Raw genomic sequence first — 11851 nt, forward strand, 5'->3', positions numbered from 1 at the left:
CGGCGGACGTGCGACGCCATCCCTGATGCACAAGGAATGCGCGAAACGCCGCGCGTGCGCATGAGTATACGTCAACGATCGACAGGGTTATCGCGCGGTTAAGGGCGGTGGCGGCATAACGCCCGTTCAACCCAAAGCAGCCGCCGCGGCTTGCGCTTCGGGCACGACGTCGTGATCGTAAAGCCGCCTGCGAAACGCCGCATGCGCCGATATCTCGGCATCGCGAACGCCGAGATCGGAATAGGAGGAGTCGTAGCGCATGCCGTTCTCGCGCGCACCGCGCTGAACCGCCGCCACGCGCTCGCGTCGCAGCCGCTCATACGCAAGCAGCGCCGCCGGTACGCTGGCGCGCGTCGCCTGTGCCAGAATTGTCGCCAGCGCCATGCCGTCCTCGATCGACTGGTTGGCGCCCTGGCCGAGATGCGGCAGCATCGGGTGCGCGGCGTCGCCGAGCAGCGTCAAGCGGCCACGCGTCCAGCTCGGCAGCGGCTCGCGGTCGTACAGCGCCCATCGGAATGTCGTTTCAACCTGGCTCAGCAGGGTTGCGATGCGCGGGTCCCATCCCCAAAACTCGTGGCGCAGCACATCGGGATCTCCGGGCGCCGACCATGATTCCTTCATTTCCGCATCGGCCGGCACGAAGCCGACATAGTTGATGAGTTCGCCTGATCGCACCGGAAAGCTGAGGAAATGTTTTCCCTTGCCGAGCCACATCTGCCAGCAATCGGTCGGCCAGTGCGGAATGCGCGCATGCGGCAGCACGCCGCGATAGGCGACGGAGCCGTGGAAGACCGGCCGCGACGGCGGCGCGGCATAGGGCCGGAGTTCGGAGTGAATGCCATCGGCCGCGATGACGACATCGCCTTCGGCCACCGCACCGTTGGCGAATGACACGCGCGCGACCTCGCCGGCCTGCTCAAAGCCCGTGCCGCGATGTCCGGTGCGCACCACGCCTGGTGGCAATGCGCCCGACAGCATCTCGACGAGGTCGGCGCGATGCATGCCGAAGGTGGCGTTCCAGCCGGCAGAATCCGTTACCTGGACCGGGGCTATCGGCGCGCCGTCGTGGCGAAAATAGTGAGAACCGTGGCCGACCCTGGCGCCCCACCGTTCGACCTGGTGCCCCAGGCCTAGCCGCTGCATTTGCCGCACGCTGTTCGGCGTCAAAAATACCCCTGCCCCGACCTCGCCGAGCGCAGGTGCCTGCTCATAGACGGAAACATCGAAGCCGCGGGCGATCAGCGCGTTGGCGGCGAACAGCCCGCCAATTCCGCCGCCGACGACAATTACTCCCAGCCGCGACCGCTGCATCGCCCTATCCTCGTTTTGGTGAAGGTACAAGGCGCAAACGCGTAAACTCCGGCAAGCAACAGCATCGAAAGAGCTTCGACGGTTGCCTATTTCACGTTATCCTTCCCAGCGGGAAACACCAGCGCCCGAGCCCACAATGCTGACTGGAAGCTGCAGCGGGAGGAGTTTCGATGCACGGCTCTGCGCATATGCTATCCCATGCCGGCCGTTGTCTGGCGGCCTCGACCCTGCTCATGGCGTTATCAGCGCTTGGTTACGCGCCCGCACGGGCTGGTGACTATCCCGACCACGCCGTAAAAATCGTGGTTCCCTTTCCCGCCGGCGGCACCGCAGATGTGATTCCACGTATCGTCGGGGAATGGCTGTCGCGCAAATGGAGCCAGCCGGTGGTCATCGAGAACCGCACGGGCGCCGCCGGAAACATCGGCGCTGAACAGGTCTATCATTCGGCGCCCGACGGCTACACCCTGCTCTCGTCGCCGCCGCCGCCGCTCGTGATCAATCACAATCTGTACCCCAAGCTAGGCTTCGATCCGACGAAGTTCGAGCCTGTCATCGTCATGGCCCAGGTGCCAAATGCGCTGATCGTCAATCCGGACAACGTCAAGGCATCGAGCGTGCCCGAGTTGATCGAATACCTGAAGGGCAATTCCGACAAGACCATCTGCGCCACGCAAGGCAACGGCACGACCTCGCATCTGACCTCGGAGCTGTTTCAGCTGATGGCAAAGGTGAAGCTGCGGCACATTCCGTATCGCGGCTCGGCGCCGGCGCTGCAGGGTCTCGTCGCCGGCGACGTCGACGTCATGTTCGACAATCTCGGCGTCTCGCTGGCGCTGGTTCAGGCCGGCAAGCTGAAACTGCTCGCGGTGGCCTCATCCGATCGTCTGCCGGCGCTACCGAACGTGCCGACGATGGCCGAAACGCTTCCGGGTTTTGAAGCGGTCGCCTGGTACGGCATCGTGGCGCCGCCCAAGACTCCGAAGAACATCGTCGACAAGATCAATGCCGATGTGAACGAGGCGTTACGCCAGCCCGCGGTGCAGGAACAACTCAAGAAGCTGTCCGCCGTCATTTTCGGCGGCTCGGTCGACAAATCGTCCAAATACATGCGCGAGGAAGTCGACCGATGGGCGGCGGTGATCAAGTCGGCCAATATCGAGCTACAGTAGTCGCGGCCTCAGTTGATCTCGATCCGCCACGTGCCGGTTGAACGCCGCCGTGCACGTGATAGATTGTGCGCGCCATGATGATCCGCACCTCCCATATCGCTTCTGTCTTCTTTCTCGCGCGCTGACCGCGTTGCCCGCTCAGGCGGGCGGAAGTTTCCGACAGAAATAGCCCGGCCGCTCCTGCTTCGCGCAGGCCACGGTCGTTTGCCCAGCGATAAAGAGGATTCTCATGCCTGCCAGCAAACCAGCGCGCGCGCTCAGCGACGCGCAGATCGAGCAATTCATTCAGGACGGCTTCGTCCGGATCGATCGCGCCTTTTCGCGCGAGCTCGCCGAGCAGGGTCGCGCCATCCTGTGGCGCGATCTGCCATGCGACCCCGACGACCCCGCAACCTGGACGCGGCCAGTGATCCGCCTCGGCTATTACAGCGACGCCCCCTTCAGGAAAGCCGTCAACAGCCCGCGGCTTCATGCCGCCTTTGACCAGCTCGTCGGAAAGGGACGCTGGTGGCCGCGAGCCGACCTCGGCACCTTCCCCGTGCGGTTTCCGAGCCCGCACGATCCCGGCGACGCCGGCTGGCATGTCGATCTCAGCTTCCCCGGCGAAGACGAACCTGTCGGCCGCCAGGATTACGCCGCATGGCGGGTCAACGTGACGTCGCGCGGACGTGCGCTGCTGATGCTGTTCCTGTTCTCCGATGTCGGGGAAGCCGACGCGCCCACCCGAATAAGGCCGGGCTCGCATCTGGACATGGCGCGCTTTCTCGAACCGGCGGGCGAGGCCGGCATGTCGCATTTGCGGCTGGACGAGATGGGAAGCGGCCGGCCCGAGATGCAGGCGACCGGCGATACCGGCACAGTCTATCTGTGCCACCCGTTCCTCGTTCACGCCGCGCAAATGCACCGGGGATCCGCGCCGCGTTTCATGGCGCAGCCGCCGCTGCACCCGTCTCAGCCGTTCAGGCTTGCGCGAGCGGACGGCGATTATTCGCCGGTTGAGCGAGCCATCCGGCAGGCCTTGCAGGCGCGCGGATAACAAGAGCCGAGAATGAAAGCTAGGGCGGGGCCACCAACGAGGGGGTGTCCCCGTTCTAGTTGATCCCGATGCGCGTGTTGCGCGGACCGGTGCGCTGGAACAGGGCAAACAGCACCGCAATAGCGGTTGCAGCGCCTGTCGCCCGTTGCCAATTTCATGCTACGTTTTTCGCGAATAGAGTGATCCGATGAACCCCCGCCTGATTCTGATCCCCCTCCTGACCTTGATGATCGCCGCCAGTGCCGCGAGCGCATGGGCGCAGGACAAGGGCACGGTCCATCCAAAACCGCTGCCGCCGCTGGCCAACCCGAACGATCCCAACATCGCCGCCAAGGAGCTGTTCGGCCGCAAGATGCTGCCGGCGGCGATGCCGACGCGGGTGCACGGGTTCTACGCCCATGGCTGCATCGCGGGCGCGGAAGGGTTGCCGATCAACGGCGACAATTGGCAGGTGATGCGGCTGTCGCGCAATCGCTACTGGGGCCATCCCGACCTGGTCGCGCTGATCAAGCGGCTGGCCGCAAGAGCGCGCAGAGATGCCGGCTGGAACGGCATACTGGTCGGCGACATGTCGCAGCCGCGCGGCGGGCCGATGTTTACCGGACACGCCAGCCATCAGATCGGGCTCGACGCCGACATCTGGCTGACGCCGATGCCGGGCCGACAATTGTCGCGCAACGAGCGCGAGGAGATGTCGGCCGTGATGATGGTGCGCGCCGACCGGCTCGACATCGATCCGCACGCCTGGACGCCGACGCATCTTGCGGTGATCCGCGCCGCCGCGCTGGAGCCCAGCGTGCAACGCATCTTCGTCAATGCCGCGATCAAGAAGGCGCTCTGCCGTGAGGCAAAAGGCGACCGCTACTGGCTCCACAAGGTGCGGCCGATGTACGGCCACGACTATCACTTCCACATCCGCATCAAATGCCCGCCCGGCGCCGGCGAATGCGAAAGCCAGCCCGATCCGAACGAGGGCGAAGGCTGCCAACCTGCCGATCTCGCCTATTGGTTCAGCGATGCGGTGCTGCATCCGAAGCCACCCAAAGTGCCGCCGAAGCCGAAGCCGCCGATGACCATGGCGGCGCTGCCGCCGGTCTGCAAGACGGTGCTGAACGCGCCGGATGCCAAACACGAAGTGTCAAGCAGACCCAGCGGAGAACAACGATGAAGATTTGGCCCCTGATTGCATCGATCGCATTCGTCACGAGCGTGCACGCACAGACCCCTTATGCAGGAATGCAGACGCGCTCGATCAAGGCGCTATCGGAGCAGCAGATTTCTGATCTTGGCGCCGGCCGCGGAATGGGCCTGGCGCTCGCGGCCGAGCTGAACGGCTATCCGGGGCCGTCGCACGTTCTCGAGCTTGCCGACAAGCTCGAACTCTCCGCCGAGCAACGCGCCAGCATGCAGCGCCTGTTCGATTCCATGAAGGCCGAAGCGATGCCGCTGGGCGCCAAGCTGATCGACCAGGAAGCCGAACTGGACAAGCAGTTTGCCACCCGCACCGTCACGCCCGAAAGCCTGAAGGCGTCCACCGCGGCCGTTGCCGCCACGCAAGGAATGCTGCGCGAGACCCATCTGAAATATCATTTGTCGACCGGCAGCATTTTGACCCCGTCGCAGATGACCAAATATGCGGAGTTGCGGGGTTACGGCGGTGGCGGGCACAAGCGACACCATCACCATTGACGGCCCGGCTGCACCTTGCAAGCCGGTGCAGCCGCCTTTACCTCCTTTCCCATCCTGACTATGGTCAGGGCTGGCGATATCCGATCGACCGCAAGTCTTTCGGGGAATACCGGAACGGCGCTTCCGATGGTCGCCTTACCCAACCAACGCCTGTCTTGCGCGCGGCAACCGCAGCTCGCAATCATGCATGGAGCGCCCGATGAATCGTCTAGCCGGCCTCGTCCTGGCCTTCGCCGTGTCACTGGCAGCCATCCCCTCACCCGCCGCCGCGCAGGAAAAATCGCTGACCATCTTCGCCGCGGCCTCGATGAAGAATGCGCTCGACGAGATCGACGCCGTCTATGCCGCTAAGAGGGGCATCAAGATCACCGTCAGCTACGCCGCCAGTTCTGCGCTCGCCCGACAGATCGAACAGGGCGCACCGGCCGATATATTCATCTCCGCCGATACCGACTGGATGGACTACGCAATCGGGAAGAAGACCGTCAACGAACCGAGCAGGATCAATTTGCTCGGCAACAGCATCGTGCTGATCGCACCGAAGGATTCGAAAATCGACCATGTGAACATCGGCCCCGGCTTCGATCTTGCAAAACTCGCCGGCGACGGCCGGATCGCCACCGGCGACGTGAAATCCGTGCCCGCCGGCAAATACGCCAAGACAGCGCTGGAGAAGCTCGGCGCATGGCAGGCCGCCGAGCCGAAATTTGCGATGGCCGTCGACGTTCGCGCCGCGCTGACGCTGGTGGCGCGCGGCGAGGCCGCGCTCGGCATTGTCTATTCCACCGACGCCAAGGCCGAGCCCGGCGTCAAAATCGTCGGCACCTTTCCGGCCGATTCCCATCCCGCGATCATCTATCCGGTCGCGGCGACGATGACCGCGAAGCCGGAGGCCTCAGACTATCTCGCCTTCCTGCGCTCGACCGCGGCGAAGACCATTTTTGAAAACTACGGCTTCAAATTCCTCGTCAGCCCGTCAACCTGATGTTCGAGATCTCGCCCGCCGAATGGACCGCCATCCTGCTGTCGCTGCGGGTCGCCGTCATGGCAACACTGGTGGCGACGCCGTTCGGTATCGCGTTGGCATGGCTGCTGGCGCGGCGTGAGTTCTGGGGCAAGTCGGTCCTCGACGCCCTGGTCCATTTGCCGCTGGTGCTGCCACCGGTCGCCACCGGATATTTGTTGCTGCTGACCTTCGGCCGCCGTGGCTTGGTCGGGGCGTGGCTCGCCGACAACCTTGGTATCGTGTTCGCGTTTCGCTGGACCGGCGCTGCGCTTGCCTGCGGCATCATGTCGTTTCCGCTGCTGGTACGGCCGATCCGGCTCTCGATCGAAGCAATCGACCGCCGGCTGGAGCAGGCGTCGAGCACGCTCGGCGCCGCACCCTGGCAGGTGTTTGCCACCGTAACCTTGCCGCTGGCGCTGCCGGGCGTGCTGGCCGGCATGGTGCTCGGCTTTGCCAAGGCGATCGGCGAATTCGGCGCCACCATCACTTTCGTCTCCAACATTCCCGGCGAGACCCAGACCATTTCTTCGGCGATCTATTCGCTGATCCAGACGCCGGACGGCGATACAGCCGCCGGGCGGTTGGTTGTCGTTTCCACCGTGATCGCAATGGGCGCCCTGATCGCATCCGAGTGGTTCGCGCGGCGCGCCACCAAACGCCTGCACGGGAATTGACCATGCTGCGGGTCGACGTCACCAAACAGCTCGGCGAATTCTCGCTCGAAGCTGCGTTCGAAAGCCAGGGCCGCGTCACTGGCCTGTTCGGTGCGTCCGGCGCTGGCAAGACGTCACTGATCAACATGATCGCAGGACTGTTGCGGCCCGACCGTGGCGTTATCGCACTCGACGGCGATACGCTGGACGACACGTCGAAAGGCATTCACGTGCCACCGCACCGGCGCCGCATCGGCTACGTGTTTCAGGACGCGCGGCTCTTCCCGCATCTCAACGTGCTGCAAAATCTCGATTACGGTCGGCGCATGAACCGCCTTGCCGTGGATTCCGGGCAACACAAGCGTATCACCGACCTGCTCGACATCGGCCAACTGCTCGGCCGCCGGCCGGGCCAGCTCTCCGGCGGCGAGCGCCAGCGCGTCGCGCTCGGCCGTGCGCTGCTATCGAAGCCGCGCCTGCTGCTGCTGGACGAGCCGCTGGGCTCGCTCGACGAGGGCCGCAAGGAGGAAATCCTGCCCTACCTGGTGCGGCTGCGCGACGAGGGCATTCCGATGGTCTATGTCAGCCACGATGCCGCCGAGCTGCGTCAACTGGCGACGCAGATCGTGATGCTCCAGCGCGGCCGCGTGACCGCGCTCGGCGGCGTCAAGGTGCTGACGTAGCGCTTACTCCGGAACGACGCGCACCGCGCCGCGGGCCGCGCTGGTCGTCAGCGCCGCATAGGCCTTCAGCGCCATCGTCACCTTGCGGCTGCGCTTCTTGGCGGGCTTCCACGCCTCCGCGCCGCGGGCCAGCATCGCTTCGCGGCGCTTCGCCAGCGTGGCGTCATCGACCACGAGGCTGATCGAACGCGCGGGGATGTCGATCTTGATAAGGTCGCCCTCCTCCACCAGGCCGATCAACCCGCCTTCGGCGGCTTCCGGCGAGAGATGCCCGATCGACAGGCCTGACGAGCCGCCGGAGAAGCGGCCATCGGTGACCAGTGCGCAAACTTTTCCAAGGCCCTTCGACTTGAGGTAGCTGGTCGGATAGAGCATCTCCTGCATGCCGGGGCCACCGCGCGGACCTTCATAGCGGACCACGACGACGTCGCCGGCCTTGATCTTGTTGCCCAGGATGCCTTCGACTGCGGCGTCCTGGCTTTCGAAGACCCGTGCCGGCCCCTCGAACTTCAAAATGCTCTCATCGACGCCGGCAGTCTTCACGATGCAGCCATCGAGCGCGATGTTGCCTGACAGCACGGCGAGGCCGCCGTCTTTCGAGAACGCATGCTCGGCGTCGCGGATGCAGCCTGTGGCGCGGTCGGTATCGAGCTCTTCGAACCGGCGTTCCTGGCTGAACGCCACTTGCGTCGGCACATTACCCGGCGCCGCCATGAAGAATTTGCGGACGCTCTCGCTCTTGGTGCGAACGATATCCCAGCGGCCAAGCGCATCTTCCAGCGTCCTGGAGTGAACCATCGGCAGGCCGCGGTTGAGCAGGCCTGCGCGATCGAGCTCACCCAAAATGGCCATCACGCCGCCGGCACGATGCACGTCTTCCAGATGCACGTCCGCCACCGACGGCGCCACCTTGCAGAGCACCGGCACCCGCCGCGACAGGCGGTCGATATCCTGCATCGTGAACGGCACCTGCCCTTCATAGGCTGCCGCCAGCAGATGCAGCACGGTATTGGTCGAGCCGCCCATGGCAATGTCGAGCGTCATGGCGTTCTCGAATGCCTTGAAGTTTGCGATTTTGCGCGGCAACGCGGTTTCGTCGTCCTGCTCGTAATAGCGCCGCGCCAGGTCGACGATCAGATGCCCGGCCTCGACGAACAATCCCTTGCGGTCGGCATGCGTCGCCAGCACCGAGCCGTTGCCCGGCAGCGCCAGCCCCAGCGCCTCGGTGAGGCAGTTCATCGAATTGGCCGTGAACATGCCCGAGCACGAGCCGCAGGTCGGACAGGCCGAACGCTCGATCACTTCCACATCGGCGTCGCTGACATTGCTGTCGGCGGCTGCGACCATGGCGTCGATCAGGTCGACCGCGCGGAGCTTGCCCTTGATGTTCACCTTGCCCGACTCCATCGGGCCGCCCGAGACGAACACGGTCGGGATGTTGATGCGCAGCGCGGCCATCAGCATGCCGGGCGTGATCTTGTCGCAGTTCGAGATGCAGACCATGGCGTCGGCGCAATGCGCATTGACCATGTACTCGACGCTGTCTGCGATGATTTCGCGCGACGGCAGGCTGTAGAGCATGCCGTCATGGCCCATGGCGATGCCGTCATCGACCGCGATGGTGTTGAACTCCTTGGCGACGCCGCCTGCCGTCTCGATCTCGCGCGCGACGAGCTGGCCGAGATCCTTCAGGTGCACGTGGCCGGGCACGAACTGGGTGAATGAATTGACCACGGCAATGATCGGCTTGCCAAAGTCCTCGTTCTTCATGCCGGTGGCGCGCCAGAGGCCGCGGGCGCCCGCCATGTTGCGGCCGTGGGTCGTGGTTCGGGAGCGGTAGGCGGGCATGATCTGTCCTTTTGGGAAGCGGAAAAGGCGTCTTTTAGACGGTGAGCCGGATCGATAAAAGCGGCTTGGCGCAGGGTCGCCATGCGCGGGCCCACCCAAAACGGGACAGGGCCCAGCGCCCCTGCCCCGGCTACCGCTAGACCACCTCGCGCGCGCGCAGTTCCGCGATCGCTTTCGCGTCATAGCCGAGCGAGGCCAGCACCTCGTCGGTATGGGCGCTGAGCGCGGGCGCCATCCGATCCAGCCGGCCGCCGCCATGGGCGAGCTGAAAGCCGCTGCCGGCAAAACGCAGGCGTCCATAGGGCGTATCTATCTCCTGAATAGCGCCGCGCGCGGCGATCTGCGGATGGTCGATGACCTCCTCGACCTTCCAGATGCTGGCGCAGGGCGCGCCCGCGGCCTCCAGGACCTTTTCCCACTCGCGCGGGTCCTTCTTCGAGAGCGCCTCCTCGATGATGGCCCGCAACGCCTTCTCGTTTTCCTGACGGGCAAACCAGTCGGCGAAGCGCGGGTCGTCCAGCGCATCGGCACGGCCGAGCGCGGTCATCAGCGCGCGGTATTGTTTCTCGCTGTTGACCGCGAGCAGCAGATAGCCCTCACCCGCCCTGAACAAATTGGCGGTGGGGCGGCGGCTCACCGCCTGGTTGCCGGAGAGCTGCTGGCGATGGCCGGCGACCGAATAGTCCGCGACCTGGCCGGACAGGAACGCCAGCGTCGCCTCCAGCATGGAGACATCGACCATTTGCCCCTTGCCGGTATGGGTGCGCTGGAACAGCGCGCTCGACACGGCAAAGGCGGCGGTGGCGCCCGACAGGACGTCGCAGACCGCAAAGCCCGCGCGCGTCGGCCCGGTCTCGGCGTGGCCGGTGATCGACATGATGCCTGAGAGGGCCTGGATCTTGCCGTCATAGCCGGCGCCCGATCGTTCCGGGCCGGTCTGGCCAAAACCCGAAATGGCGCAATAGATCAGCCGCGGATTGACCGCCGACAGCGCGGCATAGCCGATGCCGAGCTTGTCCATCACGCCGGGGCGGAAATTCTCCATCACAACGTCGGCTTGGGCAGCGAGTTGCTTGACGATGGCGATCGCCTCCGGCTTCTGCAAATCCAGGGTGAGGCTGCGCTTGTTGCCGTTGATGGCCTGCCAGCCCGGCGCTAGCCCGCGCTCGGCCCATTCGCGGCTCAGCGGCGTGCGGCGCATGTCCTCGCCTTCGCGCCGCTCCACCTTGATGACGTCGGCCCCGAGCAGCGCGAGCTGGTAGCTCGCATAGGGGCCGGCCAGCACCTGCGTGAAGTCGAGAATCTTCACGCCTTCGAACGGTCGGGTCACGTGGACGTCCTCCTGCGTATTTCTTTTTTCTCCCCTTCTCCCCTTGTGGGAGAAGGTGGCGCGAAGCGACGGATGAGGGGTTCTCTCCGCGCATTCGGTGTTCGGGGAGAGAACCCCTCACCCGTCGCCTCACTTCGTGAGGCGCCACCCTCTCCCACAAGGGGAGAGGGGAAGAGCATCACGCCGCGCGGTTGCCGCGCGCGATCTCTTTCTGCTTGTCGAACTCGGCCCGGCGCCGCGCCAGTTCTTCCGGGCTCATCTGCGCGATGTTGTTGTAGTCGAGCTTCCAGGAGGCATCCTCGCTCCAGCGCAGCGGCGACTGCATCGTGGTGCGCGCGCCCGGCGCAGACTCCAGCAGGCGCAGCGCCAGCTCGAGCGTCAGCGCCTGCGACTCCACATCATGCGGCTTGCCGGCGGAGTTGCCGAGCGGGAAATCCGAAAACAGGAAGCGCGGCGCGGCGGCATGTTCGACGATGTCCTTGGCGCAACCCATGACGACGGTGGCGATGCCATTGGCTTCGAGATGACGCGCCACCAAGGCGGACGTCTGGTGGCAGACCGGGCAGTTCGGGACGATCACGGCGACGTCGACCTTGTCGGCCTGGCAGCGGGCGAGAATATCCGGCGCGTCGACATCGATGGTGACGCGGTGGCTGCGGTTGGTCGGCGCACCGAAGAAGCGCGGCGCGACCTCGCCGATACGTCCCGCGGCGGCAGCTTTGAGGAGCTGCGGCAACGGAAACCAGGTGCCGCTATCGGTGGCCGTGGTGTGCTTGCGGTCGTAGCCGATGTGCGAGATCCGCAAATCGTGCTGCTTGGCGGTGTCGCCGTCGTAGACCTGGTAGAACTTGGCGCTGCCGTTGTAGGCCGCTCCGGGCCCCTGATCGCCCTTGGTGGGATCATACTTCGCGGCTGTCGTGATGATGGTGACGCGCGATTTCGCCAGCGGCTTTTTCAGCGGCTGGAACGGCGCGTCGACATAATGCGCCCAGCGATAGGGCGTGGTGTAGCCGATCGCGGCGTAATAGTCGCGGGTCCGCTGCATATAGGGGACCGGGGAATCATAGTCGGGCGCGAAGCCGAGCTGGTCGTCGAGGGGGCCGGACATTGTTGTGTCTCCTTG

At 65.0% G+C, this 11851-nt stretch carries 11 protein-coding genes; 7 read left to right on the forward strand and 4 right to left on the reverse strand.

The annotated features are described in order from the left end of the window. Window positions 1-126: 126 nt before the first annotated feature. On the reverse strand, window positions 127-1311 hold the full coding sequence (locus tag V1286_RS31830; RefSeq protein ID WP_334486528.1) for an FAD-dependent monooxygenase: 1185 nt from the start codon (window positions 1309-1311) through the stop codon (window positions 127-129). A 170-nt stretch (window positions 1312-1481) separates the two neighbouring features. Here V1286_RS31830 and V1286_RS31835 point away from each other — a divergent pair, with 170 nt between their 5' ends. The 7 genes from V1286_RS31835 (at window position 1482) to modC (ending at window position 7550) form a co-directional block, all read left to right on the forward strand. Then, window positions 1482-2483, forward strand: coding sequence for a Bug family tripartite tricarboxylate transporter substrate binding protein (locus V1286_RS31835; protein ID WP_334486531.1), 1002 nt, complete (start codon window positions 1482-1484; stop codon window positions 2481-2483). A 229-nt stretch (window positions 2484-2712) separates the two neighbouring features. After that, the gene (locus V1286_RS31840) at window positions 2713-3519 is read left to right on the forward strand and encodes a phytanoyl-CoA dioxygenase family protein (RefSeq protein ID WP_334486534.1); all 807 of its coding nucleotides are present in this window, start codon (window positions 2713-2715) and stop codon (window positions 3517-3519) included. 187 nt (window positions 3520-3706) lie between these two features. After that, complete coding sequence (mepA, locus tag V1286_RS31845) at window positions 3707-4687, forward strand: penicillin-insensitive murein endopeptidase (RefSeq protein WP_334486537.1); 981 nt, start codon at window positions 3707-3709, stop codon at window positions 4685-4687. Then, on the forward strand, window positions 4684-5208 hold the full coding sequence (locus V1286_RS31850; RefSeq protein WP_334486539.1) for a Spy/CpxP family protein refolding chaperone: 525 nt from the start codon (window positions 4684-4686) through the stop codon (window positions 5206-5208). Before mepA ends, V1286_RS31850 begins: the two co-directional genes overlap by 4 nt. A gap of 199 nt (window positions 5209-5407) precedes the next feature. After that, window positions 5408-6193 carry a molybdate ABC transporter substrate-binding protein gene (gene modA, locus V1286_RS31855; RefSeq protein WP_334486541.1) on the forward strand — a complete coding sequence of 262 codons (786 nt, stop codon included), beginning with the start codon at window positions 5408-5410 and terminating at the stop codon, window positions 6191-6193. Next, window positions 6193-6888 carry a molybdate ABC transporter permease subunit gene (modB, locus tag V1286_RS31860; protein WP_334486544.1) on the forward strand — a complete coding sequence of 232 codons (696 nt, stop codon included), beginning with the start codon at window positions 6193-6195 and terminating at the stop codon, window positions 6886-6888. Before modA ends, modB begins: the two co-directional genes overlap by 1 nt. Window positions 6889-6890: 2 nt before the next feature. Then, complete coding sequence (gene modC / locus V1286_RS31865; protein WP_334486547.1) at window positions 6891-7550, forward strand: molybdenum ABC transporter ATP-binding protein; 660 nt, start codon at window positions 6891-6893, stop codon at window positions 7548-7550. A gap of 3 nt (window positions 7551-7553) precedes the next feature. Here modC and ilvD read toward each other — a convergent pair whose 3' ends face one another. The 3 genes from ilvD to V1286_RS31880 form a co-directional block, all read right to left on the reverse strand. Further along, window positions 7554-9398 (reverse strand): dihydroxy-acid dehydratase, encoded by a 1845-nt coding sequence (ilvD, locus tag V1286_RS31870; RefSeq protein WP_334486549.1) that lies wholly within the window; start codon window positions 9396-9398, stop codon window positions 7554-7556. Between the two features lie 136 nt (window positions 9399-9534). Continuing rightward, window positions 9535-10728 carry a CaiB/BaiF CoA transferase family protein gene (locus V1286_RS31875; RefSeq protein WP_334486551.1) on the reverse strand — a complete coding sequence of 398 codons (1194 nt, stop codon included), beginning with the start codon at window positions 10726-10728 and terminating at the stop codon, window positions 9535-9537. Between the two features lie 178 nt (window positions 10729-10906). Continuing rightward, window positions 10907-11836: a glycine reductase gene (locus tag V1286_RS31880; RefSeq protein ID WP_334486553.1), complete on the reverse strand. Its 930-nt coding sequence runs from the start codon at window positions 11834-11836 to the stop codon at window positions 10907-10909. Window positions 11837-11851: the final 15 nt, after the last annotated feature.

The organism is Bradyrhizobium algeriense (genome assembly GCF_036924595.1).
Lineage (GTDB): Bacteria > Pseudomonadota > Alphaproteobacteria > Rhizobiales > Xanthobacteraceae > Bradyrhizobium > Bradyrhizobium algeriense.